This window comes from Streptomyces sp. NPDC111628, from assembly GCF_055635195.1.
In genome coordinates this window covers 681,329-707,583 of record NZ_JBVKBZ010000003.1, presented here as the reverse complement: position 1 = coordinate 707,583, position 26,255 = coordinate 681,329, and the positions used below count along the sequence as shown (strand labels likewise).

The window sequence follows — 26,255 nt, the reverse complement described above, 5'->3', positions numbered from 1 at the left end:
GAAGGTGCTCCCGTGGGGGGGGGGGGCGGTTTGGGCCTGACGGGCGAACACCATGTTGCCCCCCCCCGCGCCACAGCCAAACCCTAGGTGGGCTCGGGCGGCGCCCCGGGCCGGTCCGGGTGTCCGGTGGACGCGCCGACCTGGCGGCGGCAGTCTGCGGCGGGTGTCCGTGGCCCGCGTGCCCGCGTGCCCGTGCGACGGGGGCGCGGGGTGCGGGCGGCTCGGCGCGGCCGGTCTGTCGCCGGGCGCGCCGCCTGGCGCATCTGCCGTCGGTCTGCGGGCGGCAGCCGGGGGGCGGGTGTCCGTGGCCCGCGTGCCCGTGCGACGGGGGCGCGGGGCGCGGATGGCTCGGCGCGGCCGGGCTGTCCCCGGGCCGGGCCGCCTGAGACGCACCGGTTCGTGTTCCTCCGTGCAGCGGCCGCGGGCGCGGAGTGCCTGTCCGCGAGCCCCGGAGTGCTTCTGATCGCCGGTCCCCGGTCCCTAGGGGCTGCGCAGATGTCCCATTAGCGCTGTAATGGCGAGGTGGCCGGAGAGGACGCTGCGGAACGCGGACCGAGGACGCTGCGTGCCGAGGGCGCCCTGAACGCGATCGCGGCCGGACCGGTGCCGCAGGAGCGGCTGCGCGGGATCCTCGAGCAGGCGCTGGTCTTCGCGGGCGCCTCCTTCGCCGCGCTGTACACACCGGGCGACGACCGCGAGCTGCTCTGCCTGGTCGAGTCGGCCGGAGTGCCCCGCACCCTGTACGGCGTACGCGACAGCTACCCCGCGTCCGGCGGTTCCCCGGTCGCCGACGCCCACCGCGCCGGCGAGGCGGTGTGGATCGGGCCGGAGGAGTTCGCCGGATCGGCGGAGTCACGGCATGTGCCGTCGAGCGGCTTCTCGCTCGCCGTTCTGCCCGTACGCGGGGACGGCGGCGGCTGCCTCCTCGCCCTGACCGAGCGCCCGGACGGGTTCGACGCCGACGACCGTACGTGCCTGGAGGTGATCGCCGAGGCGATGACCTGCCCCGCCCCGGCCGGGACCGCCGAGCGCGCCGAGGCCGGTGACCTCCAGCCGGACGCCTTCACCCTGGCCATGGACACCGGCCGGGCGGAGGTCGGCGACGACATCCTGCGGCTGTTCGGACTCGCCCCCGGGGAGTTCGACGGCAAGGTCGAGACGCTGCTCGGCCTCACCGTGCCGGAGGACCTGCCGTCGCTGATGTCGGTGACCGAGTCCGACCACATGACGATCGGCGAGCGCGAGCTGGAGTTCCGGGTGCTGCAGCCCACCGGCCCGCCGAAGTGGCTGCGGCTCAGCGGGCGCCTGCTTCCCGGCGGCGACGGCCGGCCGGCCCTCCTGGTCGGCACCGTCGCCGACGCCTCCACCCTGCGCCCGGACGTGACCGACGTCGCCCGCGTCCAGCGACTGGCCGCCGCGCTCGCCACCGCCGGGACCGTCCGCGACGTCAGCCAGGCCGTCGTCGCCGCCCTGCGCAGACCGCTCAGGGCCGACCGCATCGCGCTGGCCGAGCTGGAGAACGACCGGCTCGTCGTCACCGTCCTGGACCCGCCCGACCCCGAGTCCTGGCCCGAACTGTGGCGGCTGGAATGGCGCACCGAGTGGCCGGACGCACCGGTACGGGCCATGCCCACCCTGGCCGCCGCGCTGCGCGAGGGACGCGCCCGGATCTGGCCCGCCGGCACCGGGGACCTGGAGCCGGCCCTCGCCGACGTCGGCCCCGGCGGCCTCGCCGTGCTGCCGCTGCCCGCCGGCGGACGCATGGCCGGTGCCTGCCTGATCGGCTGGGACACGCCGCACGACTTCGGCCCCGACGAGCGCGCCCTGCTCACCGCCTCCGCGGGCCTGGCCGGGCAGGCCCTGATGCGCGCCCACGCCTTCGACGCCGAGCACGAGCTGGTCGGCATGCTCCAGCGCCAGCTGCTGCCGCGCCGCCTGCCCAAGCTGCCCGGCGCGGTCGCCGTCGCCCGCTACCTGCCCAGCACGGCGGGCCTGGAGCTGGGCGGCGACTGGTACGACGTGATCCCGCTGCCCGATCATCACGTCGCCCTCGTCATCGGCGACGTCCAGGGCCACAGCGCCGGCGCGGCCACCCTCATGGGCCAGATGCGCACCGCCCTGCGCGCCTACGCCGTCGAGGGCCACCCGCCGGACGTCGTGGTCTCCCACGCCAACCGGCTGCTCACCGGCATGGAGACCGACCTCTTCGCCACCTGCGTCTACGTCGACCTCGACATGGAGGAGGGCTCCGCCTGGTGCGTGCGTGCGGGGCACCTGCCGCCGGTGCTGCGCCACCCCGACGGCAGCACCGAGATCGCGGAGGTGGAGGGCGGCCCGCCGCTCGGCGTGGTGACCCAGGCCGACTTCCCGATGAGCCCGCTGCGGCTGCGTCCCGGTACGCTGATCGCCCTCACCACGGACGGCCTGGTGGAGACGCCGGAGTCGGACATCGACGAGGGCATGGACCGGTTCGCGCACGCGCTGGCCGTCTCCGCCCCCGGCCACCTCGGACTCGTCGCCGACGCCCTGCTCGGCAACGCGCGCCGCAACGACGACGTGGCCCTGCTGCTGGTGCGCTACGACGGGATGGCCCTGCGCCCGCTGCGGGAGAGCTGGTCGGTGTGGCGGCTCCCCGAGGCCGTGCGGCACGCCCGCCGCTTCACCCGGCGCACCCTGCGCACCTGGGGCGTAGCGGACGACGACATCGACGGAGTGCTCCTGATCGTCTCCGAGCTGGTCACCAACGCCCTGGTGCACACCGACGGCAAGGTACGGCTCGACCTCACGCTGATCGGCGGACGGCTGCGGGTGGCCGTCGCCGACGCCTCGCCGCGCACGCCCGTCAAGCCGACCAGCATCGGCTGGGAGGCGACGGGCGGACGCGGCATCCTCCTCGTCGAGGCGATGTCGGCGACCTGGGGGACGCTGCCGGTCAGCGGGGGCAAGCAGGTGTGGAGCGAGATCCCGGTGGGCGGCGGCTGACCCCGGTTTCACGGTGCCCCGCTCGGGGACCCGGAGGGGCGAGCGCACCAGAAGCGGAACCAGAAGCGGAACCAGAAGGAAGATGATGCCCCGTGACCACGGACACCGGCGGCAAACCCGTCGTCCGTCGGCTGGAGACAGGCTGGTCGAAGGCCCGCCGCCTGCGGAGCAGGGGCGTGATGCGCACCTGTGTACCCGCCGTGGAGGACGGCAGCACCGTCCGCGCACCGCAATCGGGTCAGGAGTCGAACATCGTCCGGGGCGAGGACTGACCGAGCCCCGAGGGTGGTGACACCGCCCAGCGCGCCGGCCTTCGCGCCGGCGCGGTGCGCGTTCCGGGGCGGTCGCGGACCGCGAGGGGCGCGCCGGTACCGTCTCAGGCGTCCCGCACCACCCGCACGAGGGCACGGAGCCCGCGACGAGGCACGGATCCGCTCATGAACATCCTGGTCACCGGCGCCGCCGGATTCATCGGCTCCCGGTACGTCCGCAGGCTGCTCGCCTCCGAGACGCCCGGCGCACTGCGGATCACCGTGCTGGACGCCCTCACCTACGCCGGAACCACCGCGAACCTCGAACTCGCCCACCCCCGGCTGGAGTTCGTGCACGGCGACATCCGCGACGCGGCGCTCGTGGACAAGCTGACGGCCGGGGCCGACCAGGTGGTGCACTTCGCCGCCGAGTCCCACGTGGACCGCTCCATCCACGCCGCCTCCGACTTCGTCCTCACCAACGTCGTCGGCACCCAGAACCTGCTGGACGCCGCCCTGCGCCATGGCGTGGGGCCCTTCGTGCACGTCTCCACCGACGAGGTCTACGGCTCCGTCGGCTCCGGCTCGGCGACCGAGGAGCACCCCCTGCGGCCGAGCTCCCCGTACTCCGCCTCGAAGGCGTCGGGCGACCTGCTGGCCCTCTCCTACCACCGCACCCACGGCCTCGACGTACGGGTGACCCGGTGCTCCAACAACTACGGCCCGCACCAGTTCCCCGAGAAGCTCGTGCCGCTGTTCGTCACCCGTCTCCTGGACGGCCACCGGGTCCCGCTGTACGGGGACGGCCGCAACGTCCGCGACTGGCTGCACGTCGACGACCACTGCCGGGGCGTCGACCTGGTCCGCACCCGCGGCCGGGCCGGCGAGGTCTACAACATCGGCGGCGGCACCGAGTTGAGCAACCGCGACCTCACCGGCCTGCTCCTGGACGCCTGCGGCGCGGGGGCGGACCGCGTCGTGCACGTCGAGGACCGCAAGGGCCACGACCTGCGCTACTCGGTCGACTGGAGCAAGGCCCGCGAGGAGCTGGGCTACCGCCCCCGCCGCGACTTCGCGACCGGGCTGGCCGAGACCGTCGCCTGGTACCGGGACAACCGGGCCTGGTGGGAGCCGCCGGAGCGGCGCGCCGACGCGGGCTGACGGGCCTGGTCCGGACGGGTCAGCCGTGCGTCTTGGCCAGCAGGTCCAGGATGTCCCGCGTCGTGCCCGTCTCGCCCAGGCGCGGGAAGATCCGCTCGACGCTGCCCCGGTGCGCCTCGGCACTCATGTCGCTCATGGCGTCGGTCGCGAGCGTGACGTGATAGCCGTGCTCGTGGGCGGCGCGGGCGGTGGACTCCACACCGATGCTGGTCGCGATGCCGGTCAGCACGATCTGGGTGACGCCGCGGCGGCGCAGCTGGACGTCGAGGCCGGTGCCGTGGAAGGCGCCCCAGTTGCGCTTGGTGACGGTGAGGTCGCCGGGGTGCCCGGCCAGTTCGTCGACGACGACGTCCCAGCCCTCGGGCCGCGGCCCGCCGGCGCCGCCCGCCTCCGTGCGACCGGGCACGGCGTCCGCCCCGTCGGCGGCGAAGGAGACCCGGACCAGCACCACGGGCAGGTCGCGGGCCCGGAAGGCTTCGGCCAGCTCGGCGCTCCGGGCCACGACCTCGGCGCCGGTGTGGGGCTCGGTGGGCGCGGCGACGATACCGGCCTGGAGGTCGATCACGACGAGGGCGGTACGGGGGTCCAGGGCGGTGATGGTCATGAGGCGGTGCCTTTCGGATGGTTCTCACGCGGTTCGGCCGCGGTCGACCCCACCGTAAGTTCGACAGGTAAAACTGTCCAGCTAAGCCTGCACAGTTTTACCTGTCGATTAAGCTGGACCGCGTGCGTCTGCTGATCACGTCCGACACCCACCTGCCCAAGCGCGCGAAAGAACTGCCGGCGCCGCTGCTGGCGGAGATTCCGCGCGCGGACGTCGTCCTGCACGCGGGGGACTGGGTCGACACGGCCACCCTCGACCTGCTGGAGAGCCGCAGCCGCAGACTCGTCGGCGTCCACGGCAACAACGACGGACCCGCGCTGCGTGCCCGGCTGCCCGAGGTGGCGTACGCGGACCTCGGCGGCCTGCGCTTCGGCGTCGTCCACGAGACGGGCGCCGCACAGGGACGGGAGGCGCGCTGCGCCGCCCGCTTCCCCGACCTGGACGTCCTCGTCTTCGGGCACAGCCACATCCCCTGGGACACCACCACCGCCACCGGCCTGCGACTGCTCAACCCCGGTTCGCCGACGGACCGGCGCCGTCAGCCGCACCACACCTACCTGACCGCCACGGTCGCCGACGGCCGACTGCGGGACGTCGAGCTGCACCGGCTGCCGCCACGGTGAGCAGCGGCCCCCAGCGGGACGGGCGGCACCCGTGAGGGCGCCGCCCGGTGCGGACCGGGCCGCTCCGTGTCGGAGGAAGCGGCCCGGGCGCTTCTTCTGGAGTGCGCTGTCACGGACCTCCTTCCGGGGCAGTGGTGTCGAGGGCATGCATGCCTCGTCCGTTGCCGGGCGACTACCCGTGCCGGGCAGGCTCACACATGTGTGCGGGGGCGATCCGCCCGGCCCGGACCGCGTGGCGCCTCAGCCGGCCGACGGCCCCGTCCAGTCCGCCGCCACCTGGCCGATGCGGACCCGCTGCGGGTGATCGCCGACGGGGACGGAGACCGACTTCTCGCCGGTGGCGAAGTCGATGGCCGTCACCTGGTCGGCGCCGCTCTCGGAGACCACGCAGTGCGTGCCGTCGCCGCTGACCGTGGCCCAGTAGGGCTTGGCCGCGGGCACGAGCGGACCCTCCTGGAGGGTGTCGCGGTCCACCACCGTCGCGTAGTCGTCCATCGTGCCCGCGACGCAGATTTTGGCGCCGTCCGGGCTCATCGAGAGACCGTGGTGGCGCGAGTCGTTGACCCAGGTGGTGCGGTCCTCGCTGGTGGCGGGATTCTTCGGCAGGGTCTTCGTCCGGGTGATCCGGTCCCCGGCCACGTCGTACTCGAAGAAGCCGTTGAAGAACGAGACCTGGAAGTACAGCTTCGACTCGTCGGGCGAGAAGACGGCGGGCCGCACCGCGTCCGAGTGGTCGCCGAGGCCGATCGCGTCGAGCCGCTCGCGCATGTCGACGACCCTGACCCGCTCGTACGTCCTCGCGTCCACGACCGTGATGCGCCGGTCGCCCTTCGTCCAGTCGAGCCAGGGGGCGTCGAGCGCGGTGTTCACCTCGCCGATGGACATGTTCCAGATGTACCTGCCGTCGCTGCTGAAGATGTTCTCGTGCGGCTTGTCGCCGGTGCCGAACGAGCCGACCTGCTCACCCGTCTCGATGTCGAGGACGTGCACGGTGTTCGAGGTCGACGCCGAGACCGCGACCCGGGTGCCGTCGGGGGAGACCGCCATGTGGTCGGAGCGGTAGCCCGAGACGGGGAAGCGCCAGTTGATGTCGCCGGTGGCGAGGTCGACGGAGACCACGTCGGCGAAGCTCGGCCGGGAGACGACCACGGACGCGCCGTCCGGCGTCGAGTACATGTCGTCGACGAGCTGGTCGTGTCCCTCGCCGACGCCGTTGCGGATGGCCTGGAAGTAGATCCATTTGATCGGATCGGCGTTGATCTCCGCCATCCGCTCCGTCCGGTCCGGGACGACGTCGATCCGGCCGATCCTCGCGAAGTCACCGGTGGACCGGATGACGTCCGCGGTGCCGTCCCAGTTGTTGCCGACGAACATCACCTCGCGCAGGCCGGCGGGGGCGTCCGGAGCGGCCGAGGCCGTGGCGGCGGGGGCGGCGACGGTGAGGGCGAGGGCGGCGGCTACGGCGCCGAGGTGCCTGGTCGGGAAGGCGGGCATGGTGCTCTCCTCCGGCAGGGGGCGTGGTGTGGGGGTGCTGGAGCACGGGGTGCCGGCGCGCGGGAGCGCGCAAACTGAACACAGCCGCTTTCAGAGTGAACTTACTGCAAAGTAAGGAAGGAGTGCCCTTCTCCACAAGGCCCCGGACCCGACAAAATCGGCCGGAGAGCGAGGAGTTGGCGCGAAGGAGGAGGCAGCGGGTGGCGGGCAGGCTCAGGGCGCCGACGGGCCGCTACGGCGGCAAGTCGGCCGCGCAGCGCCAGGCCGAGCGCCGTCGGCGCTTCCTCGACGCCGCGCTCCAGTTGTTCGGCGACAGCCCCGGCTACCGCGCCACGACCGTCGCGGCCCTCAGCGACGCCGCAGGTCTGTCCACCCGCCAGTTCTACGAGGAGTTCCGCACCCTGGAGGACGTGCTCGCCGCGCTCCACCTCCAGGTCAACGCCTGGGCCGAGGACGCCGTCCGCACCGCGGCCGCGGGCGCCCGCGGCCTGCCCCTCGCCGACCGCGCCGCCGTGATCTTCCGCGCCTACGCCGCCCACGTCACCGCCGATCCGCGCCGCGTCCGCATCACCTTCGTGGAGATCGTCGGCGTCAGCCCGCGCCTGGAGGAACAGCGGCTGGCCCGCCGGGCCCGCTGGGTCGACCTCATCTGCGCGGAGGCCCGGTCGGCCGCCGTACGCGGGCAGGCGGCGCCCCGCGACTACCGGCTCGCCGCCACCGCGTTCATCGGCGGCGTCAACGGCCTGCTGCACGACTACAGCGCGGGCTGGGTGGACGCGACCCTCGACGAGGTCGTCGACGAACTGGTCCACCAGCTCCTGGCCGTCCTGCGCCCGCCCGGCCCGCCCGCGGAGGACTGACCGGCCCGCCCGTCGGCCGACCGCCGGCTACTCGTCCCAGGCCTGGATCATGACCTGCTCGACGATCTCACCGTCCCGCAGCGACAGCATCGACTCCGCGAGCACCCGCACGCCGTCCGGATAGGTGCACTCCTCGGCGAACGCGACCTGGTCGCCCTGGACCACGCAGCGTGCCATCCGGTGGGTCATGTCGCGGCCGTAGACGTCGTCGAGCATCTCGGCGATCTCGTCCCGGCCGTGCAGGACCTTGGGACGGCTGGGCTGGTCGTACCGGTCGACGATGCGGACCTCCGCGTCCGGCGCGTACAGCGACAACAGGGGTGCCGCCGTCTCTCCTTCGATGCCCCGGCGCAGCGCTTCGGTGTCGAAGCCGGGGCCTGCCGTGGTAGCCATGACGACCTCCTTCGGACGTCGAGGGCCGCGACCCGGAGCCCGAACGGGCCGCCTCGGCCCTCTCCCTTCGAGCTTCCTCCGTCCCGGCGGCCACGGCAACGGTGACCGTGACACTGGTCCTCACGGGTGAGCGGTGCCGCCCGCCCGTGTCCACGCCATGCCCGCCCGCGTTGCTCAGCACATGATCTCAACACGACGTATCGTCGCCGTCGTCGGGCTCGCCGCCGGTGTCAGCGGCCTCGCCGCCCCGATGGCGAGCGCGGCCGGCGGGGGTCCGCTGGGCACGGAGAAGCTCAGCGTGACCAACACCCTCGACTCGCTCGCGGTCGGTGACATGCCCGCCGAGGACCGGGCGCGGATGCCGCTCCCGTCCCAGCAGCTGCACCGGCTCCAGGACCTCCAGCAACTCCAGCAGGTCACCGGCCTGGTCTCGCCCGTCTTCGGCGTGGTCCCCGCCCTGGGCTGACGCCCGCGTCAGCCACCGGTCGCCAGGAACTGGGTGGCCGCCAGCTCCGCGTACAGCGGATCGGCGGTCACCAGCTCCCGGTGCGTGCCGACCGCACGCACGCGCCCCGCGTCCATCACCACGATCCGGTCCGCCGCCGTCACCGTGGACAGCCGGTGCGCGACCACCAGCACCGTCGTCGTCCGGGCCACGTCCGCCACGGTGTCGCGCAGCGCCGCCTCGTTGACCGCGTCCAGCTGCGAGGTGGCCTCGTCGAGCAGCAGCAGACGCGGCCGGCGCAACAGCGCACGGGCGATGGCGACCCGCTGGCGCTCACCCCCGGACAGCTTGGTGCCCCGATGCCCGACGAGCGTCTCCAGCCCGTTCGGCAGCCGTTCGACCAGACCGTCCAGGCGGGTCGTCTTCAGCACCGCGGCGAGGGTCGCCTCGTCCCCCTCCGGATTGCCCAGCAGCAAATTGTCCCGCAGTGAACCGGACAGCACCGGGGCGTCCTGCTCCACGTAGCCGATCGAGGCCCGCAGCGAGGACAGTTCCCAGTCGCCGAGGCTCCGGCCGTCCAGCGTGATCTCCCCGGAGCCCGGGTCGTAGAACCGCTCGACGAGGGAGAAGACGGTGGTCTTGCCCGCACCGGACGGACCGACGAACGCCGTCATCCCGCGGGCGGGCACCTCGAAGCTCACCCCGTGGTGGACGTAGGGAAGATCGTCGGCGTAGCGGAAGCGGACTTCGCGGAAGGCGACGGACGCCGGTGGCGCGCCCGGCGACGGCAGCGGGACCGGCCGGGCCTGCGGCTCCGCGGGCAGGCGCAGCGCGTCCTGGATCCGGCCCAGCGCCGCCCGGCCCGTCTGGTACTGCGTGATCGCGCCGACGACCTGCTGGATCGGGGACATCAGATAGAAGACGAACAGCAGGAACGCGACCAGCGTGCCCACGTCGATCGCTCCCGTCGCCACCCGCGCCCCGCCCACCGCGAGCACCGTGATGAAGGCGATCTGCATCGCGAGCCCCGCCGTGTTGCCCGCGGCGGCCGACCACTTGGCGGCGCGCACGCTCTGCCGCCAGGACTCCTCGGCGGCCTCGTGCAGCACCCGCTCCTCCCGGGGCTCGGCGCCCGACGCCTTCACCGTCCGCAGCGCGCCGAGGATCCGCTCCAGCGCGGCGCCCATCACGCCCACCGCGTCCTGGGCCTGCCGGCTCGCCCGGTTGATGCGCGGCACGATCAGCCCCAGCACCGTGCCCGCGCCCAGTACCACCGCCAGCGTCACCCCGAGGAGCACGGGATCGACGACGCCCATCATCACCAGCGTCGCCACCAGCGTCAGCCCGCCGGTGCCGAGGCCGATGAGGGAGTCGGTGGTCACCTCGCGCAGCAGCGTCGTGTCGGAGGTGATCCGGGCCATCAGGTCACCGGGCTCGGTGCGGTCCACCGCCGCGATCCGCAGCCGCAGCAGATACGACGACAGGGTGCGCCGCGCCCCGAGCACCACCGACTCCGCGGTGCGCCGCAGCACATAGGAACCCAGCGCGCCCAGCGCCGTGTTGGCGACCACGAGCCCCGACATGGCCAGCAGCGCCCCGGTGATGGTCCGGTCGTGCGCCAGGTCGTCGATCAGTTCCCGCGCCACCAGCGGCAGCAGCAGCCCGGTGGCGCCCGTGACCAGGGAGAGCAACGCGCCCGCGAACAGGGCCGTGCGGTGTGGTCGTACGTAGGACAGGAGCAGCCGCCAGGCGGGCGTACCGGTCTGAGGCTGCGCGGTGGTCACGTCGCTCCTTCTGCACACGGACGGGGCACTCAGGCTACGTCGGCGCCCGACGCCACGACGCGCCGGTCCGCGCGAGGCCACCCGAACTCCGCGAACCGCCCTGTCACCTGCCCCTTTCCGATCACTTGCGCGTAGGGTCTGGGGGAACGCTGAACGGCCGAGGAAGGGGTCAGGACCATGGCGCAGGAAGTACGCGGCGTGATCGCGCCGGGCAAGGACGAGCCGGTGCGGATCGAGACGATCGTCGTGCCGGACCCCGGCCCGGGCGAGGCCGTGGTCAAGATCCAGGCCTGCGGGGTGTGCCACACCGACCTGCACTACAAGCAGGGCGGCATCAACGACGAGTTCCCGTTCCTGCTCGGCCACGAGGCCGCGGGCGTCGTGGAGTCGGTCGGCGCCGGTGTCACCGACGTGGCCCCCGGCGACTTCGTGATCCTCAACTGGCGTGCCGTGTGCGGCACGTGCCGGGCCTGTCTGCGCGGACGGCCCTGGTACTGCTTCGACACCCACAACGCCGAGCAGAAGATGACCCTCGCATCGACCGGTCAGGAGCTGTCCCCGGCGCTCGGCATCGGCGCCTTCGCCGAGAAGACCCTGGTCGCCGCCGGACAGTGCACCAAGGTCGACCCGGCCGTCTCCGCGGAGGTGGCGGGTCTCCTCGGCTGCGGCGTGATGGCCGGCATCGGCGCCGCCATCAACACCGGCAACGTCGGCCGCGGCGACACCGTCGCCGTCATCGGCTGCGGCGGCGTCGGCGACGCGGCGATCGCCGGGTCGTACCTGGCGGGCGCCTCGAAGGTGATCGCCGTGGACATCGACGACCGCAAGCTGGAGACCGCCCGTTCCATGGGCGCCACCCACACCGTCAACTCCCGTGCCACCGACCCGGTCGAGGCGATCCGCGAGCTGACCGGCGGCTTCGGTGCCGACGTCGTCATCGAGGCCGTCGGCCGACCGGAGACCTACCGGCAGGCCTTCTACGCCCGCGACCTGGCCGGCACCGTCGTCCTGGTCGGCGTGCCCACGCCCGAGATGAAGCTGGAGCTGCCCCTCCTCGACGTGTTCGGGCGCGGCGGCTCGCTCAAGTCCTCCTGGTACGGCGACTGCCTGCCCTCCCGCGACTTCCCGATGCTGATCGACCTCCACCTCCAGGGCCGCCTGGACCTCGGCAAGTTCGTCACCGAGACCATCCGGCTCGACGAGGTAGAGCAGGCCTTCGACCGGATGCACGCCGGTGACGTGCTGCGTTCGGTGGTGGTGCTCTGATGGCTCCCCGCATCGAACGCCTCGTCACCTCCGGGCAGTTCAGCCTCGACGGCGGCACCTGGGACGTTGACAACAACGTCTGGCTGGTCGGCGACGATCACGAGGTGGTGGTCATCGACGCGGCCCACGACGCCGACGCGATCGCCGAGGCCGTCGGGGACCGGCGGCTCACCGCCATCGTGTGCACCCACGCCCACAACGACCACGTGGGCGCCGCGCCCGCGCTCGCCGAGCGCACCGGCGCCACCATCTGGCTGCACCGCGACGACCTGCCCCTGTGGCAGCAGACCCACCCCGACCGCGACCCGGACGCGTGGCTGACCGACGGCCTCGTCATCGAGGCCGCCGGCGCCGACCTGACCGTCCTGCACACCCCCGGCCACGCACCCGGCGCGGTCTGCCTCCACGACCCCGGTCTCGGCACCGTGTTCACCGGCGACACCCTCTTCCAGGGCGGACCGGGCGCCACCGGCCGCTCCTACTCCCACTTCCCGACCATCATCGACTCCATCCGCGACAAACTGCTCGTCCTCCCGCCCGAGACCGAGGTCCGCACCGGTCACGGCGACTCCACGACCATCGGCGCCGAGGCCCCGCACCTGGAGGAGTGGATCAAGCGCGGGCACTGACCGGGCGGTCGCCTCCGAGAGAGCCCCGGAAAATGCGTAAACGCGTGAACGCGGGGACACGCGGTAAAGGTGACAGAAGATGTCCGGCTTCCCGGGCACTCTCGAACACGACATCGCTCGTGCGGGACGTGTGGGAGAGGAACGGAAGCCGGACATGACAGGGTCATCGAAAGGTCCGCTGGCGGGCAGGGTCGCACTGGTCGCCGGGGCGACCCGCGGCGCCGGACGGGGCATCGCCGTCGAACTGGGCGCGGCCGGCGCCACCGTCTACGTCACCGGCCGCAGCACCCGCGCCCGGCGCTCGGAGTACGACCGTCCCGAGACCATCGAGGACACCGCCGACCTGGTCACCGAGGCGGGCGGCCACGGCATCGCGGTACCCGCCGACCACCTCGACCCGACGCAGGTCGCCACCGTCGTCGACCGGATCGCCAGCGAACAGGCCCGCCTCGACATCCTGGTCAACGACATCTGGGGCGGCGAGACCCTCTTCGAGTGGGACAGCCCCGTCTGGGAGCACGACCTCGACAACGGCCTCCGGCTGCTGCGGCTCGCCGTCGAGACCCACGCCATCACCAGCCACCACGCGCTGCCGCTGCTGCTGCGCAGGCCCGGCGGACTGGTCGTCGAGGTCACCGACGGCACCGACGCCTACAACCGCGACCACTACCGCAACTCGTTCTTCTACGACCTCGCCAAGACGTCCGTCCTGCGGATGGCCTTCTCCCTCGGGCACGAGGTGGGACCGCGCGGCGCCACCGCCGTCGCGCTGACCCCCGGCTGGCTGCGTTCGGAGATCATGCTCGACCACTTCGGCGTGCGCGAGGAGAACTGGCGCGACGCCCTCGACCGCGTCCCGCACTTCGCCATCTCCGAGACGCCACGCTACGTCGGCCGCGCCGTCGCCGCCCTCGCCGCCGACCCCGGTGTGGCGCGCTTCAACGGGCGGTCCTTCTCCAGCGGCTCGCTCGCCCAGGAGTACGGCTTCACCGACCTCGACGGCAGCCGCCCGGACGCCTGGCGCTATCTCGTGGAGGTCCAGGACGCGGACAAACCCGCCGACGTCACGGGGTATCGCTGAGCCGGACGGTCGCGGCTCTCGTCGGGGCCAGCCGCTCCATGTCCATGGTAGGAACCGAGCGCCCCGATGACGATGCCCATGAGCGCGGGGAGTTGCGGCAAGAACGCTGACAGGGGCGCACGCTGTCTGCCCCTGTGATCGTCGCGGTACTACCGTCTGGCCCATGACGGACACCAGGCGATTCACCGACCACGCGGCACTCGTGACGGGCGCGGCCCGGGGCATCGGCGCGGCCACGGCACGCCGGCTCGCCACAGAGGGAGCCCGGGTACTGCTGACCGACGTGGACCAAGTCGCAGCGCGGCGGACGGCGGCGGCACTGGCGGGCGAGGGGCTCGACGTGACCGCGTGCGCCTGCGACGTGAGCGACCGGGCGTCCGTCGAGACGGCCGTCGCCCACGCCGTGGAGACCTTCGGCGGACTGGACGTACTGGTCAACAACGCCTTCGCCTGTACTCCGGACGCCCCGCTCTACGAGGACGAGCCGGACGAGGTCTGGGCCCGCGACCTCGACGTCACCCTCACCGGCGCCCATCGCTGCTGCCGGGCAGCGTTGCCCCACCTCGCGGCCTCCGGACGCGGCGCGATCGTGAGCATCGGCTCGGTCAACGGGGTGCAGGACTTCGGCAACCACGCCTACAGCGCGGCCAAGGCGGGTCTCGCCTCGCTGACCCGCACCCTCGCCGGACACGCGGGCCCGCGCGGCGTCCGTGTCAACCTGGTCACGCCGGGCACGGTACGCACCACGGCCTGGGAGGGCCGGGACGAGGAACTGGCGGCGGTGCGGGGGCTGTACCCGCTGGGCCGGGTCGGCGAGCCCGAGGACGTCGCGGCGGCCGTCGCCTTCCTCGCCTCGCGCGACGCCGCCTGGATCACCGGGACCACCCTGGCGGTCGACGGCGGCCTGACCGCGGTCAACACCGGCTTCCGGCGAGCGATCGCGGGGGCGGAGGGTTCCGGCTGACACACCAGGGCGGTCCGGTGCGGTCCGGTGCGGTCCGGTGGTGTTTGTCACGGTTGCGTCGCGGCGGCAGGCGGTACGCAACCAAAGTCGCCGGACGGCGGTCTAGCATGCCGGGATCGCACGAAGGCGACCTTCCGCCCAGCGCACCGCCTCGACGCGAAAGGCATGACCGGCCATGGGGGACATACGCAGACGGGGAGCCGTCGCACTCGGGCTCACCGCACTGGTGGCACCGCTCACACTCGCGCTCACGGCGGCCCCGGCCCAGGCCGCGAGCTGCACCGCGAAGGCGGGCCCGTACCAGAAGAAGGTGGAGAAGTTCCTCGGCCGCAAGGCCGACGGCAAGCAGTCCACCGCCGACTGCAAGGCCGTCCGCGCCTTCCAGACCAAGCACGGCATCCAGCCCAACGCCGGCTACGCGGGCCCCATCACCTGGGGAGTGATGGACCTGATGACGAAGCAGAAGGCCGTCGGAAAGAACCCGAACAAATCCGGCAAGTGCCCCACCAACAAGGGGCGCATCGCCTGCGTGAACCTCAGCCTCCAGCTGAGCTGGATCCAGGACGGCAAGAAGCTGGTGTACGGGCCGGTGCCGGTCCGCACCGGGCGCAACGGGTACGAGACCCGCACCGGTCTGAAGAAGGTCTACTGGCGCAACATCGACCACGTCTCGACCATCTACCACGTGCCGATGCCCTACAGCCAGTTCTTCGACGGCGGCCAGGCCTTCCACTCCGTCGGTGTCAGCATGTGGAACCCGCCGGGCTCGCACGGCTGCGTCAACATGACCAGGACCGCCGCCAAGAAGTACTGGTCACTGCTGAAGAAGGGCGACGACGTCTACGTGTACGGCCGCAAGCCGGGCACCTGACGCACACGGGTGCCCGGCTCGCGCCGCGGCGCCTCACAGCTCGGGGGCGTCCCCGAAGTCCGGGATCTCCAGCCGGGCCCCGCCCTGCCGTGCGGAGTCGTGCGCGACGATGCCCGGCAGGGTGTAGCGGGCGGCGACCCACGCGTTCACGGACGGCAGCGTCCGGGAGTTGACCGCGGTCACGAAGTCGTCCGCCAGGAAGTGGTGGCTGCCCTCGTGCCCGTTGTGCATGCGGTCGTAGGCCCGCGGCAGCCGCGCCCGGTCGTGCACCGGCGCCGAACCCGAGGTGAAGGCGGCCCGCAGCTCCGGCGCTATGTGCTGGAGCGACGGGTCGTCGGGGGACGTGGTGGGCTTGGGTTCCAGCAGTTCGCTGATGTCCTCCACCCCGGTCTTGTCCTGCCACAGCGCCACCGTGGCCAGCTGCTCCATGCTCGCCTCCGTGCCGAAGAACCGGAAGCGTGACTCCCTGATGTGCGAGGGGTAGCCGACCCGGCGGAACTCGTTCGTGCGGAACGAACCGCCACCGGCCACCTCGAACAGCGCGGTCGCGTTGGACACGTCGTTGTCGAACCGGCTGACCGACCGGTCGAAGACCCCGTCCCCGCGCTCGTCCACCACGCCGATCGCCGAGACGCTGACCGCGTGCGTCCGCCAGGCGCCCAGCACCCCGCCCACCGCGTGCGTGGGGTACAGCAGCGGCGGATAGCTCGCGGTGGCCTTCCAGTCCTCGCCGCCGCTGTACCGGTACGCGTCGTAGAAGCCGAGGTCCATGTCGTGGACGTAGTCGCCCTCGGCGTAGAAGAGCCTGCCGAAGGCGCCCTCGGCGATCTTGTTGCGGGCGTGCACGGTCGCCGGGTTGTACTGGCTGGTCTCACCCATCATGTACGTCAGGCCGGTCGCCTTGACCGCGTCGATGATGTCCGCGATCTCCTGCGCGCTGATCGCCATGGGGACCGCCGAGTAGACGTGCTTGCCCGCGCCCAGGCCCTGGAGCACGAGCGGGCCGTGGGTCCAGCGCTGGGTGAAGATGGCGACGGCGTCGACCGCCCGGGACTCCAGCATCGCCTCGTAGCTCGGGAAGGTACCGGCCAGGCCTTCGGCGGCGGCGAGCCGCTCGGCCCGCTCCGGCAGCAGGTCGGTGACGTACACGTCGCGTACGCCCGGGTGCGCCCGGAACAGCCTGGCGAACTGCCCGGAGAACTGGCCGGCACCGACGATGCCGAGGGAGAACGTCATGGATGGGATGCCCTTCACTGCTCGTGTGACTGGTCGCGTCACTGGCCGAGGATGAGATTGATCTGGTCGTTGGCCTCGTCGAGGCTGCCGACCGGCTTGCCGCCGCCGTAGATGTCCTGCATGGCGGGGTGCATGAGCGCGAACACGTCCGCCGCGTTCTCGGTGATCGGGAACGTGAAGGTCCGGAAGTCCTCCTCGCCCTCCACCGGCCGGGTGAAGGCGGAGACGTCGATGCCCTTCTTCCCGTACGCCGCGACGGCCGCCCCGGTGCCGCCCGGCGTGGCCGGGAAGACGATGCCGTAGCCGCCCACGGTGCGCTGGCACTCCGCGGAGGCCAGGTACTTCACCCACTTCAGGGCCCCCGGCTTGTTGCCGGCGTTCTTGGGCACGGAGTCCGCGAGGCCGTTCATCATCGTGGCCCGTTCGCCGGTCGGGCCCTTCGGCGTGACGGCGGTGGCGATGTCCATGTCCTCGAAGCCGGCGTACGTCGAGATCATCCACGCCCCGTCGAAGGCGGCGGCCGCCTTGCCCGAGGCCACCTGGGCGTTGGCCTGGTTGGACTGGGAGTAGTCGGTGAACGGGGCCAGGTAGCCCTTGTCCGCCAGCCCGAAGTACCAGTCGATCACCGACTGGAAGGTGGCGTCGTCGTACCGGTACTCGGTGCCCCACCGCTCCTTGTCGGTGTAGGTCCAGCCCGCGGAGGCGGCGAAGTGGCTCCAGGTGCTCTGACCGTCGCCGTCCCCGCCGCCGCCCGAGGCCAGGCCGTAGACCTCGACGTGGTCCTTGTCGAAGCCGGGTTCGTCACCCCGCCTGCCGTTGGCGTCCACGGTCAGGTGGGCGATCGCCTTCTCGAAGGTGCCGCCGTCCCCCGGGTTCCAGTCGAGGCCGTTCAGCTCCTCGGCGCCGAGCCCCGCCTCCGTCGCGAGCTGCTCGTTGTAGAAGAGGGCGACGGTGTCCCAGTCCTTGGGGGCGCCGTAACGGTGGCCGTCCGCACCGAGCCAGCTGGCGGCCAGGCCGGGCTGGTAGTCGGCGTCCTGGAGGCCGAGGCCGTCGAGCGGTTCCAGCACCTCCAGATCGGCGAACTGGCCGAACTTCTGGATGTGGTCGGTGAACACGTCCGGTTCGGTGCCCGCGATGAAGCTCGCCGTGAGCTTGGTCCAGTAGTCGTCCCAGCCCATCTGGGAGATCTTCACGTCCAGGCCCGGGTTGCGCCTCTCGAAGCCCTTCGCGCACGCCTCGTACGCGGGCAGCTGGTTGGCGTCCCAGAGCCAGTACGTCACCGTGTTGCGCGACGACCCGGACCCGCCGCCCTGCGCGCACCCGCTCACCAGGGACAGCACCAGCGCCCCGGTCAGCGCCGTGACCGTACGAAATCGCATGTCCGTCCCCTCACTTGACGCCGGTGAAGCTGATGGTGCCGACGATGCGGCGGGCGAAGACACCGAAGAGCAGCAGCATGGGCAGCGCCGCGATGAGCGTGGCCGCCATGAGGCCCGACCAGTCGGTGCCGGTCTGCGGGGTCTGCGCGCGGAAGACGGCCAGGGCCACGGTCAGCACGCGGGAACTGTCGCTGTAGGAGACCATCAGCGGCCAGAAGTAGTCGTTCCAGGACGTGATGTACGTCAGCACGGCCAGCGTCAGAACGGGTGTCGACGCCATCGGCAGCAGCACCCGGAAGAAGACCCTCACCTTGCCGGCGCCGTCGAGCAGGGCCGCTTCCTCGACCTCCCGGGGGACGTTCATGAAGAACTGCCGCAGGAAGAACACCGCGAACGGCGTCATGAACATCGTCGGCAGGGCGATGCCCAGCAGGGAGTCCACCAGGCCGAGTTCCTTGATGAGCACGAAGTTCGGCAGCAGGGTGAAGACGGCGGGCACCATCAGCCCGGCCAGGAACAGGGTGAACACGGTGTCCCGGCCCCGCCAGCGCAGCCTGGCGAAGGCATAGGCGGCCATCGCGGAGAAGAGGATCTGGCAGACGGTGATCAGGGTGGAGACGAGCACCGAGTTGAGCAGGTACCGCCAGAACTTCAGCCCGCCGCCGGCGCCGCCCTGCGCGATCGCCTCCTCGGCGGACTGGAGCCCCAGCGCCCGCTCGAAGCCGCCCGTGGTGGGGTCGACCGGCAGCGGATCGGCCGGGTGGGCGGCCAGCCCGGTGTTGGTGGACAGGGCGGTGCGCAGGATCCAGTAGAAGGGCAGCAGCGTGATGAGCACGATCACGGCCATCACCGTCCAGGCCAGGACCCGCCCGGGGGAGAGGCGGCGGCCACCACGTCGTGCCGTGGCGTCGGTCATCCCGTTCTCCTCTCCGTCGTCTCTGCTTCGTCGCCGGCGCGTCGTCAGCCGAGGTCGGTCCGGCCGGCCCGGGTGAGCCGGTACTGGACGAAGGTGATGGCGCTCAGCACGACGAGCAGCGCGACGGACATCGCCGAGGCGTAGCCGAACTGGAAGCGGCCGAAGGCGGCGCCGTAGATGTAGTACTGGAGCACGTTGGTGGCGTTCGCCGGTCCGCCCGCGGTGGTCACGGCGACCGTGTCGAAGACCTGGAACGAGCCGATCACCGTCATGATCAGGACGACGGCGAGGACCGGCCGCAGCAGTGGCATGGTGATCCGCCAGAACATCCGCCACTCGCTCGCGCCGTCCACCTTCGCGGCCTCGTACACGTCGTTCGGGATGGCCTGGAGTCCGGCGAACAGCAGCAGCGCCGTGTAGCCGACGTGCCGCCACACGTTGATCAGCGCGATGACCGGGATAGCCCAGGTCTCGTCGGCCAGGAAGGGGACGCGGTCGAGGCCCAGGCCCGCGACGATCTCGTTGCCGATGCCGAGCTGGGTGTCCAGGATCCACAGCCAGACGATGCCGGCCACGACGTTGGACATCAGATACGGCGTGAGCACGATCCCGCGCAGCACCGCGGACTGGGTGAGCCGCTGGAGCAGCACCGCGACGGCCAGCGCCGACACCGTCTGCACCCCGATGTTGACGACCACGTAGACGACCGTGACCCGCAGCGAGTCCCAGAAGACGGGGTCGTGGACCATCCGCACGTAGTTGTCCAGGCCCACCCACCGGGCCGGGGTCAGCAGGTTGAAGCGGGTGAAGCTCAGGTAGACGCCCCGCACCGTCGGCCAGAGCAGGAAGACCACGAAGCCGAGGAGCGCCGGCGCGACGAACACCGCGGCGAGACGTCCGTCGCCCCGGTTCCCGGCACGGCTGCTGGAGGCGACGGCCATCGGGAGACTCCTCTCGCGTGCGGCGGCTCGGATCTCATTTACTTTCGAGGCAGAACAATTATGTCGTCAAGGGGGTGTGCACACCCTCTCTCATCGACTCCTCCGCGGGGTCGCTCGGGCGTAGGGTGACCTTGTTATTTCCGATGTGGAAGAAACTGGAGCGCGAGCCCATGCCCACACGTCCCGAAAGCTGGCCGCCCCTGAGCCCCGGGGAACGCTCCGTGGCGATCGAGGTCCTCGTGCACGGACCGCTCTCCCGCAGCGAGATCGCCCGGCGGCTCGGCCTCTCGCCCGGCAGCCTGACCCGGCTGACCAAACCGCTCATCGAGTCGCGGCTGCTGGTCGAGGTCCCGGAGGCGGGCGGCGGCCCGGCCGGAGTGCGGCAGGGGCGCCCGTCCCAGCCGCTCGACGTGGTCGCCGACTCCCGGTACTTCCTCGGCTTCAAGATCACTCAGGACATGGTGTACGGCGTCGTCACCACCCTCAGGAGCGAGATCGTCGCCCGCCACGACCGAGCGCTCGCCACCCACGACCCCGCCGAGGTCGTCGACCTGCTGGCCGGCATGACCGCCGAACTGTCCCGCGGCCGGCCCGGGGTCGCCGGGATCGGCATCGGCGTGGGCGGGCTCGTCGAGGACCGGGCCGTCGTCGGCGAGTCACCCTTCCTGGGCTGGCGCGGGGTGCCGCTGGCCGCGCCGGTGGAGGAGCGCACCGGGCTGCCCGTCGTCGTCGAGAACGACACCGCCGCCTTCGTGGAGGCCGAGACCTGGTTCGGGGCGGGGCGCGGACTGGACCGGTTCGTCGTCCTCACCATCGGCGCCGGCATCGGGTACGGGCTGGTACTGGGCGGCAGGCGGGTGCCGTACGCCGGGGACGAGGACCGCGGCTTCGGGCGGCACTGGATCCTCGACCCCTACGGGCCGCTCACCCCCGACGGGCGGCGCGGCAGCGCCGTCTCCCTGCTGACCATCCCCAACATGCGCTACCAGGTGCGGGCCGCGACCGGCCGGGACCGGACCTACGAGGAGATCCTCGCGTCCGCCGCCGCCGGGGAGCCCATGGCCGCGCGGGTCGTGACGGAGGCCGGGCGGGCGCTGGGCACCCTGGTGGCGCAGATCGCCAACTTCGTGATGCCGCAGAAGATCCTGCTCGCGGGGGAGGGGGTCGGGCTGATGGAGGTGGCGGGCGACGTGGTGGCGGAGGCCGTCCGGGACAACCGGCATCCGCGGGCCGCGCCGGTCGGCCTGGAGACCCGGGTGTCCGACTTCCACGACTGGGCCCGGGGTGCGGCCGTGCTGGCGATCCAGGTGCTGGTGCTGGGGGCCGCGCCGGTGTGAGCGGGCGGGGTGAAGGGGCGGGCGAAACGGCGGGCGAACGGGCGGGCCGTGTGGGGCGGAACACATCTGGTGGGAACGAACTCGCCGGTAGGTCTTGACAGATGAGAGCATGGACGTGATCAGTAACACGGTCCGATATGTCCGCTTGGCTCGCGATTACTCACATCGTCTTCACGCGGGGCGCCGTATGCTTCACAGCATGTCCACCACTGTTGAACCCTCCTCCGAGCGATCGGCTGCCGAGGTCAACGAGGAGATCCGGGCCCTGTGGCTCCGGTCGGGCGGGACACTGAGCGTCGAGCAGCGCGCGGAGTACCAGCGGCTCGTCATGGAGTGGGCCAACGCGGCCCCGGAGTCCGTGAAGGCCGCCTGACCGGCGTCGCCCAGACTCCTCGCCGTCCCGGCCTCCGGCAGCCGGAGGGCGGAGCCTCGTACCGGCCCGGTCAGCCCCACGTCGCCGAGTACCGCCGCCGATAGGCCTTGCGGTCCTGCTCTTCGCGAATCCACCGCGTGGCCACCAGCGCCACCAGGCTGCCCGCGACGACCAGCAGGCCCGGTCCTATGTTCCGGCGGTCGGTGAGCCGGGCGAGCAGGGTCGAGCCGTCGGCGCCCGTCACAGGGGCCGCTGCCCCCGCCCCGGAGGCGCCCGGTGCCTGGCCGGCCGGTGCGGGGGTGCCCGCCGCGGCTCCCTCCCGCCCCGGGACGATCAGCCGGACCCCGAGCGACTCCATGGCCTCCGGCAGCGGCTGGAAGAACGTGGTGCCGCCCTTGGCGCAGTCGCCACTGCCACCCGACGTCACCCCGAGCGCGACGCCCTCGGAGAACATCGGCCCACCGCTGTCCCCGGGTTCGGCGCACACGTCGGTCTCGATCAGACCGGTGACCGTGCCCTCCGGGTAGTTGACCGTCGCGTCCAGCGCCGTCACCCGGCCGTCGCGCAGCCCGCTGGTGCTCCCGCTGCGGAACACCCGCTGCCCGACCGCCGGTTCGCCCGCCCCCGTGATCCGCACCCCCTTGCCGTCGCCGACCGCCACCACGTCGGCGCCGTCGCCCGCCTTGCCGTTCGCGTACTCCACCAGGGAGAAGTCGTCCCCGGGGAAGCTCCCGGCGACCGTCCTGCCGACCTGCCGGTCACCCGCGCCGTCGCCGAACCAGACGGAGCCCGTCGGGCCGCAGTGACCGGCGGTGAGGATGAAGTCGCTCGTGCCGTCGGTCACGTTGAAGCCCGCCGAGCAGCGGCCCGCCGTGGACAGGATCGGCTCCGCCCCGTTCAGACGGGTGGTGAACGTGCCCTCCGTACGCTCCATGCGGACGAAGCCGCCGATGCCCTCGGCGACGCCCGTCAGCCGCGACCAGTCGGACCCGGAGACCGTGCGGTCTCCGCTGACCACCACCTCGTTCGAGCGGTAGTCCAGCGCCCACGCCGTACCGGTCACCCGCGGCGCCGAGCGCAGCGTCGAGGCCGCCGACCGCAGCTCGGACATGCTGTGCCGCACCCGCTTCGCCGTCGCACCCGCCCGCCGCACCGCCTCGGCCGCGCGCTCGTCCGTGACCGCCACGACCGGCCGCCCGTCGGATCCGACCCAGTGACCCGCCGTACGATCGGTGCCCAGCCGGGACACGAGGCCGGCACCGGCGCCGGACGGCGTCTGCGCCAAGGTGTGCGGCGCGGCAGACGCGTCGGGGGGCTCACTCGCCACGGCCCGGGTGACCATCGTCCCCCCGAGCAGCAGCCCGCCGACGGCCGCCAGCCGTGCCACCCGCCGGACGATGCGTCGTCGTGCGTGCCTCATGCCTGCGCTCCCGAACCCGACCGCGCGGCGTCGCCGCCGCGGGGGCCTCCGGACGTCGAGCACCCTCCTCCCATACGGCGGCGGGAACCTCGGTGTTCACCGGGCCGGAGTCTTGTTCCCCCGCCCTGTCACCGCGTCCTATCTTGGCCCCATGACCAGCAACCCGTGGGACCAGTCCGGTGAACCGAACCCCCTGCACGCACTCACGCCGGACCAGCTGCGCCGACGTACCAGCATGAAGTGGCGCACCCACCCGGCGGACGTACTGCCGCTGTGGGTGGCCGAGATGGACGTGCCGCTCGCCCGGCCCGTCGTGCGTGCCGTCACCGACGCCATGGAACTCGGCGACACCGGCTACCCCGTCGGCACCGCCTACGCCGAGGCCCTCGCCGCCTTCGCCGGCAAGCGGTGGGGCTGGGACGGCCCGGCCGTCGAACGCACGGCGATCGTGCCCGACGTGATGCTGGGCGTCGTCGAGATGCTCAAGCTGGTCACGGGGCCCGGCGACCCGGTGATCGTCAACCCGCCGGTGTACCCGCCGTTCTACCAGTTCGTCACCCACATGGACCGGCGCGTCGTCGAGGCGCCCCTCGGCCCGGACCTGCGGATCGACCTCGGCGTGCTGGCGGAGGCCTTCCGGCGGGCCGTCGCGGGCGGCGGCCGGGCGGCCTTCCTGCTGTGCAGCCCCCACAACCCGACCGGCACCGTGCACACCGCCGACGAACTGGCGGCCGTCGCCGCCCTGGCGGAGCGGTACGGCGTCCGGGTCGTCGCCGACGAGATCCACGCTCCGGTCGTCACCGCCCCCGAGGCGCGGTTCGTGCCCTACCTGAGCGTGCCCGGCGCCGAGCGCGGCCTCTCCTTGATGTCGGCGTCCAAGGGCTGGAACCTCGCCGGGCTCAAGGCGGCCCTGGCCGTCGCGGGCCCCGGGGCCGCCGCCGACCTGGCGCGGATGCCCGAGGAGGTCGGTCACGGGCCGAGCCACATCGGCGTCCTCGCCCACACCGCCGCCCTGCGCGACGGAACCGCCTGGCTGGACGCCGTGCTCGCCGGGCTCGACGAGAACCGACGGCTGCTCACCGGTCTGCTCGCCGAGCGGCTGCCCGGCGTCGTGCACCGCACCGGGGAGGCGACCTACCTCGCCTGGCTCGACTGCCGCGCCCTCGGCCTCGGTGACGAACCGGCCGACGTCTTCCTCGACCGGGGCCGGGTGGCCCTCAGCTCCGGCATTCCCTTCGGCAGCGGCGGGGCGGGGCATGTGCGGCTCAACCTGGCGACCTCGCCGGAGGTGCTCACGGAGGCGGTGCGGAGGATGGCGGCCGCCCTGGAGTGAGGCGGGCGCGACGCGGGGGACCCGCGTGGCGGGTGCGTAAACTTCCGGAGCATGGACGACGACGCGTCACTGGCCCGGCTCGGCGCCGGCAAGTACCTGCTGGTCACCACGTACCGGAAGAACGGCACGCCGGTCGCCACCCCGGTGTGGGTCGTGCGGGACGGGGACGCGCTCGGCGTCTGGACCGTGGCCGACTCCTGGAAGGTCAAACGCGTGCGCAACCGCGCCGACGTCCTGGTCGGACCCTGCGACGTGCGCGGCAGGCCGACCGGCGAGCAGGTCCCGGGGACGGCGGAGATCTGCGACGCGGCCACCACCGCCCGCTACCGGCGGCTGCTCGCCCGCAAGTACGGCGTCGTCGGCCGGCTCACCCTGCTCGGCAGCAGGCTGCGCCGCGGGCTCGACGGCACCCTGGGAATCCGCGTCACCCTCACGTCCGGACCACCGGACGGGAACTGACCCACCCTCAGGTCCAGGCCCGGTACGGCTCGTCGACCAGCTGGAAGACCGGCTCGCCGCGCACCGGGTCCTTGGCCGTGGACAGGCGCACCCGGTCCCCGCTGTGGATGCCGATCAGCGGACCCATGACCCGGCCGCGCAGCACGAACCCCTCGGCCATCTCGATGAGGGAGACATTGCGTGCGGCCGGGGTGTTGCGGTGCACCACCGTGGCGTGGCGCACCGTCCCCGTGCCCTCGCTCCGCTCCGTCCGCAGCTCGCTGCCGCGACAGACCGGGCACAGCACCCGGTGGTACACGGCGGTGCCGCACCAGGTGCAGCGCTGGTAGAAGACGGCCTCGGTGTCCGGGCCCCGGTCCTCGGCCCTCGGGTCGAGCAGGCCCGTCGCGGGGCCGGCCGCCTGCTGAGCGACGTTTCCTGAGTGGTACACGCTGGTCAACTCCCTGCACTCGGGCCGGAATCCCGCGTGCGCGGTCACCGGGCACGCGTGTGCGCGGCTCACCGTGCCGCCGTGCACGCACCACAGCGTATGGCACTGAGTGTCACGCGTAAAGGCACTCGGTACCCTTGATTGCGGGTGGATGAGCGAGATGGCTGAGCGAGTGGGTCCGTCGTGTCCGGCCGTCAGTCGTGCGCGAGCGCCGTCTCGATCTCCCGCAGCACCTGCCACAGCGGTGTCCCGCGACGTGCGGCCACGACCACCACGTCCTCGGGCGAGGTGCCGCGGGGCGGCACCGGAACGTCGCCGAACGCGGACTGCGCGTACGCCAGTGCGTGGTCCACCGCGGCGCCCGCGTCGTCGCGCCCGTCCGAACGCAGCCAGGACCGCAGGGCGTTGTTGTGCGCCGCGACCACCGCGGCCGCGATCACGTCGGCGCGCAGGCTCCCGTCCGGGCGTCCGCCCAGCCGCCCGCGCAGGTACTCGGCGAGGGCCCGCTCGTAGCGCCACACGACCGACAACTCGTAGGCGCGCAGCCCGGGAACCTTCTTGGTGAGGCGGTAGCGCTGCACGGAGAAAGCCGGGTTCTCGGCGTACATGCCGAGCACCAGCCGGGCCGCGTCGCAGACCCGCCGCACCGGGTCGGCGTCCTCGGGCGAGCGGGCCAGGAACGCCTGCATGTCGGCCAGGCACCGTTCGTGGTCGGGGAAGACCACGTCCTCCTTGGACGGGAAGTACCGGAAGAAGGAGCGCCGTCCGACGCCGGCGAGGGCAACGATGTCGTCCACGGTGGTCTGTTCGTACCCCCGCTCCAGGAACAGCCGGAACGCCGCCGCGACCAGCGCCTCCCGCATCGGCGGCCGGACCTGCGCCGCGTCCGTCCCGTCCCCGCGGCGGGGCGCCGCACTGCTGGTGCTCATGAAGGGGAACGTAGCAGCCCGCCGAGGCGCATGGCACTCAGTGCAGCCACCGGAGGGAACTGAGTGCACCCGCAGCCCCGCCGACGTGGTCGCA

At 72.5% G+C, this 26,255-nt stretch carries 26 protein-coding genes; 15 read left to right on the top strand and 11 right to left on the bottom strand.

Features of this window, described 5'->3' with window-relative positions:
* Nucleotides 1-522 precede the first annotated feature (522 nt).
* The 3 genes from ACZ7MF_RS18165 to rfbB all read left to right on the top strand — a co-directional run bounded on the left by ACZ7MF_RS18165 (nucleotide 523) and on the right by rfbB (nucleotide 4,394).
* Nucleotides 523-2,982 carry a SpoIIE family protein phosphatase gene (locus tag ACZ7MF_RS18165; protein WP_471477790.1) on the top strand — a complete coding sequence of 820 codons (2,460 nt, stop codon included), beginning with the start codon at nucleotides 523-525 and terminating at the stop codon, nucleotides 2,980-2,982.
* A gap of 92 nt (nucleotides 2,983-3,074) precedes the next feature.
* Entirely contained in the window at nucleotides 3,075-3,254 is a 180-nt protein-coding gene (locus ACZ7MF_RS18160; protein ID WP_471477789.1) for a hypothetical protein, read from the top strand.
* Nucleotides 3,255-3,419: 165 nt separating this feature from the next.
* Nucleotides 3,420-4,394: a dTDP-glucose 4,6-dehydratase gene (gene rfbB / locus ACZ7MF_RS18155; RefSeq protein ID WP_471477788.1), complete on the top strand. Its 975-nt coding sequence runs from the start codon at nucleotides 3,420-3,422 to the stop codon at nucleotides 4,392-4,394.
* A gap of 19 nt (nucleotides 4,395-4,413) precedes the next feature.
* Here rfbB and ACZ7MF_RS18150 read toward each other — a convergent pair whose 3' ends face one another.
* Complete coding sequence (locus ACZ7MF_RS18150; RefSeq protein WP_471477787.1) at nucleotides 4,414-4,998, bottom strand: hydrolase; 585 nt, start codon at nucleotides 4,996-4,998, stop codon at nucleotides 4,414-4,416.
* A gap of 122 nt (nucleotides 4,999-5,120) precedes the next feature.
* On the opposite strand from ACZ7MF_RS18150, the gene ACZ7MF_RS18145 reads away from it, so the two are divergent.
* Nucleotides 5,121-5,621, top strand: a complete 501-nt coding sequence (locus ACZ7MF_RS18145; protein ID WP_471477786.1) for a metallophosphoesterase family protein — start codon at nucleotides 5,121-5,123, stop codon at nucleotides 5,619-5,621.
* Between the two features lie 240 nt (nucleotides 5,622-5,861).
* Here the strand turns inward: ACZ7MF_RS18145 and ACZ7MF_RS18140 are convergent, their stop codons facing one another.
* Nucleotides 5,862-7,115 carry a YncE family protein gene (locus tag ACZ7MF_RS18140; protein WP_471477785.1) on the bottom strand — a complete coding sequence of 418 codons (1,254 nt, stop codon included), beginning with the start codon at nucleotides 7,113-7,115 and terminating at the stop codon, nucleotides 5,862-5,864.
* 200 nt (nucleotides 7,116-7,315) lie between these two features.
* On the opposite strand from ACZ7MF_RS18140, the gene ACZ7MF_RS18135 reads away from it, so the two are divergent.
* Nucleotides 7,316-7,975: a TetR/AcrR family transcriptional regulator gene (locus ACZ7MF_RS18135; protein ID WP_471477784.1), complete on the top strand. Its 660-nt coding sequence runs from the start codon at nucleotides 7,316-7,318 to the stop codon at nucleotides 7,973-7,975.
* A 27-nt stretch (nucleotides 7,976-8,002) separates the two neighbouring features.
* Here the strand turns inward: ACZ7MF_RS18135 and ACZ7MF_RS18130 are convergent, their stop codons facing one another.
* Nucleotides 8,003-8,368 (bottom strand): nuclear transport factor 2 family protein, encoded by a 366-nt coding sequence (locus ACZ7MF_RS18130; RefSeq protein WP_471477783.1) that lies wholly within the window; start codon nucleotides 8,366-8,368, stop codon nucleotides 8,003-8,005.
* 181 nt (nucleotides 8,369-8,549) lie between these two features.
* Between ACZ7MF_RS18130 and ACZ7MF_RS18125 the strand changes: the two genes are divergently transcribed.
* Complete coding sequence (locus ACZ7MF_RS18125) at nucleotides 8,550-8,834, top strand: hypothetical protein (RefSeq protein ID WP_471477782.1); 285 nt, start codon at nucleotides 8,550-8,552, stop codon at nucleotides 8,832-8,834.
* 8 nt (nucleotides 8,835-8,842) lie between these two features.
* Here the strand turns inward: ACZ7MF_RS18125 and ACZ7MF_RS18120 are convergent, their stop codons facing one another.
* Complete coding sequence (locus ACZ7MF_RS18120) at nucleotides 8,843-10,597, bottom strand: ABC transporter ATP-binding protein (protein ID WP_471477781.1); 1,755 nt, start codon at nucleotides 10,595-10,597, stop codon at nucleotides 8,843-8,845.
* A gap of 177 nt (nucleotides 10,598-10,774) precedes the next feature.
* On the opposite strand from ACZ7MF_RS18120, the gene ACZ7MF_RS18115 reads away from it, so the two are divergent.
* The 5 genes from ACZ7MF_RS18115 (at nucleotide 10,775) to ACZ7MF_RS18095 (ending at nucleotide 15,408) form a co-directional block, all read left to right on the top strand.
* Complete coding sequence (locus ACZ7MF_RS18115; RefSeq protein ID WP_471477780.1) at nucleotides 10,775-11,863, top strand: S-(hydroxymethyl)mycothiol dehydrogenase; 1,089 nt, start codon at nucleotides 10,775-10,777, stop codon at nucleotides 11,861-11,863.
* The gene (locus tag ACZ7MF_RS18110; protein ID WP_471477779.1) at nucleotides 11,863-12,492 is read left to right on the top strand and encodes an MBL fold metallo-hydrolase; all 630 of its coding nucleotides are present in this window, start codon (nucleotides 11,863-11,865) and stop codon (nucleotides 12,490-12,492) included. Before ACZ7MF_RS18115 ends, ACZ7MF_RS18110 begins: the two co-directional genes overlap by 1 nt.
* 154 nt (nucleotides 12,493-12,646) lie before the next feature.
* Nucleotides 12,647-13,573, top strand: a complete 927-nt coding sequence (locus ACZ7MF_RS18105; protein WP_471477778.1) for an SDR family oxidoreductase — start codon at nucleotides 12,647-12,649, stop codon at nucleotides 13,571-13,573.
* Between the two features lie 163 nt (nucleotides 13,574-13,736).
* Entirely contained in the window at nucleotides 13,737-14,537 is an 801-nt protein-coding gene (locus tag ACZ7MF_RS18100) for an SDR family NAD(P)-dependent oxidoreductase (RefSeq protein ID WP_471477777.1), read from the top strand.
* Nucleotides 14,538-14,712: 175 nt separating this feature from the next.
* Nucleotides 14,713-15,408: a L,D-transpeptidase family protein gene (locus tag ACZ7MF_RS18095; protein WP_471477776.1), complete on the top strand. Its 696-nt coding sequence runs from the start codon at nucleotides 14,713-14,715 to the stop codon at nucleotides 15,406-15,408.
* A gap of 33 nt (nucleotides 15,409-15,441) precedes the next feature.
* Here ACZ7MF_RS18095 and ACZ7MF_RS18090 read toward each other — a convergent pair whose 3' ends face one another.
* The 4 genes from ACZ7MF_RS18090 to ACZ7MF_RS18075 are packed head-to-tail and all read right to left on the bottom strand — an operon-like array spanning nucleotide 15,442 to nucleotide 19,880.
* A complete protein-coding gene (locus ACZ7MF_RS18090; protein ID WP_471477775.1) occupies nucleotides 15,442-16,644 on the bottom strand; it encodes a Gfo/Idh/MocA family protein in 1,203 nt (400 codons plus the stop codon).
* A 38-nt stretch (nucleotides 16,645-16,682) separates the two neighbouring features.
* A complete protein-coding gene (locus ACZ7MF_RS18085) occupies nucleotides 16,683-18,023 on the bottom strand; it encodes an ABC transporter substrate-binding protein (protein ID WP_471477774.1) in 1,341 nt (446 codons plus the stop codon).
* 10 nt (nucleotides 18,024-18,033) lie between these two features.
* Entirely contained in the window at nucleotides 18,034-18,939 is a 906-nt protein-coding gene (locus ACZ7MF_RS18080) for a carbohydrate ABC transporter permease (RefSeq protein WP_471477773.1), read from the bottom strand.
* A gap of 44 nt (nucleotides 18,940-18,983) precedes the next feature.
* Nucleotides 18,984-19,880, bottom strand: coding sequence for a carbohydrate ABC transporter permease (locus ACZ7MF_RS18075; protein ID WP_471477772.1), 897 nt, complete (start codon nucleotides 19,878-19,880; stop codon nucleotides 18,984-18,986).
* A gap of 170 nt (nucleotides 19,881-20,050) precedes the next feature.
* Here ACZ7MF_RS18075 and ACZ7MF_RS18070 point away from each other — a divergent pair, with 170 nt between their 5' ends.
* Together ACZ7MF_RS18070 and ACZ7MF_RS18065 are read left to right on the top strand one after the other, a co-directional pair.
* Complete coding sequence (locus tag ACZ7MF_RS18070) at nucleotides 20,051-21,217, top strand: ROK family transcriptional regulator (RefSeq protein ID WP_471477771.1); 1,167 nt, start codon at nucleotides 20,051-20,053, stop codon at nucleotides 21,215-21,217.
* Between the two features lie 187 nt (nucleotides 21,218-21,404).
* Nucleotides 21,405-21,590, top strand: a complete 186-nt coding sequence (locus ACZ7MF_RS18065; RefSeq protein WP_003978128.1) for a hypothetical protein — start codon at nucleotides 21,405-21,407, stop codon at nucleotides 21,588-21,590.
* 70 nt (nucleotides 21,591-21,660) lie between these two features.
* Here ACZ7MF_RS18065 and ACZ7MF_RS18060 read toward each other — a convergent pair whose 3' ends face one another.
* Entirely contained in the window at nucleotides 21,661-23,010 is a 1,350-nt protein-coding gene (locus tag ACZ7MF_RS18060; protein WP_471477770.1) for a S1 family peptidase, read from the bottom strand.
* A 151-nt stretch (nucleotides 23,011-23,161) separates the two neighbouring features.
* Between ACZ7MF_RS18060 and ACZ7MF_RS18055 the strand changes: the two genes are divergently transcribed.
* Together ACZ7MF_RS18055 and ACZ7MF_RS18050 are read left to right on the top strand one after the other, a co-directional pair.
* On the top strand, nucleotides 23,162-24,343 hold the full coding sequence (locus tag ACZ7MF_RS18055) for a MalY/PatB family protein (RefSeq protein WP_471477769.1): 1,182 nt from the start codon (nucleotides 23,162-23,164) through the stop codon (nucleotides 24,341-24,343).
* Between the two features lie 51 nt (nucleotides 24,344-24,394).
* Nucleotides 24,395-24,802, top strand: coding sequence for a PPOX class F420-dependent oxidoreductase (locus ACZ7MF_RS18050; protein ID WP_471477768.1), 408 nt, complete (start codon nucleotides 24,395-24,397; stop codon nucleotides 24,800-24,802).
* A gap of 7 nt (nucleotides 24,803-24,809) precedes the next feature.
* On the opposite strand, the gene ACZ7MF_RS18045 is transcribed toward ACZ7MF_RS18050, so the two are convergent.
* Nucleotides 24,810-25,232 carry a Zn-ribbon domain-containing OB-fold protein gene (locus tag ACZ7MF_RS18045; protein WP_356856064.1) on the bottom strand — a complete coding sequence of 141 codons (423 nt, stop codon included), beginning with the start codon at nucleotides 25,230-25,232 and terminating at the stop codon, nucleotides 24,810-24,812.
* Nucleotides 25,233-25,426: 194 nt separating this feature from the next.
* Nucleotides 25,427-26,161, bottom strand: coding sequence for a TetR family transcriptional regulator (locus ACZ7MF_RS18040; protein WP_471477767.1), 735 nt, complete (start codon nucleotides 26,159-26,161; stop codon nucleotides 25,427-25,429).
* Between the last annotated feature and the right edge of the window lie 94 nt (nucleotides 26,162-26,255).

Excerpts from the sequence above, each read along its gene's own strand:
- rfbB (WP_471477788.1), top strand. The coding sequence starts at position 3,420 with ATGAACATCCTGGTCACCGGCGCCGCCGGATTCATCGGCTCCCGGTAC.
- ACZ7MF_RS18150 (WP_471477787.1), bottom strand. The coding sequence starts at position 4,998 with ATGACCATCACCGCCCTGGACCCCCGTACCGCCCTCGTCGTGATCGAC.
- ACZ7MF_RS18140 (WP_471477785.1), bottom strand. The coding sequence starts at position 7,115 with ATGCCCGCCTTCCCGACCAGGCACCTCGGCGCCGTAGCCGCCGCCCTC.
- ACZ7MF_RS18130 (WP_471477783.1), bottom strand. The coding sequence starts at position 8,368 with ATGGCTACCACGGCAGGCCCCGGCTTCGACACCGAAGCGCTGCGCCGG.
- ACZ7MF_RS18125 (WP_471477782.1), top strand. The coding sequence starts at position 8,550 with ATGATCTCAACACGACGTATCGTCGCCGTCGTCGGGCTCGCCGCCGGT.
- ACZ7MF_RS18115 (WP_471477780.1), top strand. The coding sequence starts at position 10,775 with ATGGCGCAGGAAGTACGCGGCGTGATCGCGCCGGGCAAGGACGAGCCG.
- ACZ7MF_RS18110 (WP_471477779.1), top strand. The coding sequence starts at position 11,863 with ATGGCTCCCCGCATCGAACGCCTCGTCACCTCCGGGCAGTTCAGCCTC.
- ACZ7MF_RS18105 (WP_471477778.1), top strand. The coding sequence starts at position 12,647 with ATGACAGGGTCATCGAAAGGTCCGCTGGCGGGCAGGGTCGCACTGGTC.
- ACZ7MF_RS18100 (WP_471477777.1), top strand. The coding sequence starts at position 13,737 with ATGACGGACACCAGGCGATTCACCGACCACGCGGCACTCGTGACGGGC.
- ACZ7MF_RS18095 (WP_471477776.1), top strand. The coding sequence starts at position 14,713 with ATGGGGGACATACGCAGACGGGGAGCCGTCGCACTCGGGCTCACCGCA.
- ACZ7MF_RS18090 (WP_471477775.1), bottom strand. The coding sequence starts at position 16,644 with ATGACGTTCTCCCTCGGCATCGTCGGTGCCGGCCAGTTCTCCGGGCAG.
- ACZ7MF_RS18085 (WP_471477774.1), bottom strand. The coding sequence starts at position 18,023 with ATGCGATTTCGTACGGTCACGGCGCTGACCGGGGCGCTGGTGCTGTCC.
- ACZ7MF_RS18080 (WP_471477773.1), bottom strand. The coding sequence starts at position 18,939 with ATGACCGACGCCACGGCACGACGTGGTGGCCGCCGCCTCTCCCCCGGG.
- ACZ7MF_RS18075 (WP_471477772.1), bottom strand. The coding sequence starts at position 19,880 with ATGGCCGTCGCCTCCAGCAGCCGTGCCGGGAACCGGGGCGACGGACGT.
- ACZ7MF_RS18070 (WP_471477771.1), top strand. The coding sequence starts at position 20,051 with ATGCCCACACGTCCCGAAAGCTGGCCGCCCCTGAGCCCCGGGGAACGC.
- ACZ7MF_RS18065 (WP_003978128.1), top strand. The coding sequence starts at position 21,405 with ATGCTTCACAGCATGTCCACCACTGTTGAACCCTCCTCCGAGCGATCG.
- ACZ7MF_RS18060 (WP_471477770.1), bottom strand. The coding sequence starts at position 23,010 with ATGAGGCACGCACGACGACGCATCGTCCGGCGGGTGGCACGGCTGGCG.
- ACZ7MF_RS18055 (WP_471477769.1), top strand. The coding sequence starts at position 23,162 with ATGACCAGCAACCCGTGGGACCAGTCCGGTGAACCGAACCCCCTGCAC.
- ACZ7MF_RS18050 (WP_471477768.1), top strand. The coding sequence starts at position 24,395 with ATGGACGACGACGCGTCACTGGCCCGGCTCGGCGCCGGCAAGTACCTG.
- ACZ7MF_RS18040 (WP_471477767.1), bottom strand. The coding sequence starts at position 26,161 with ATGAGCACCAGCAGTGCGGCGCCCCGCCGCGGGGACGGGACGGACGCG.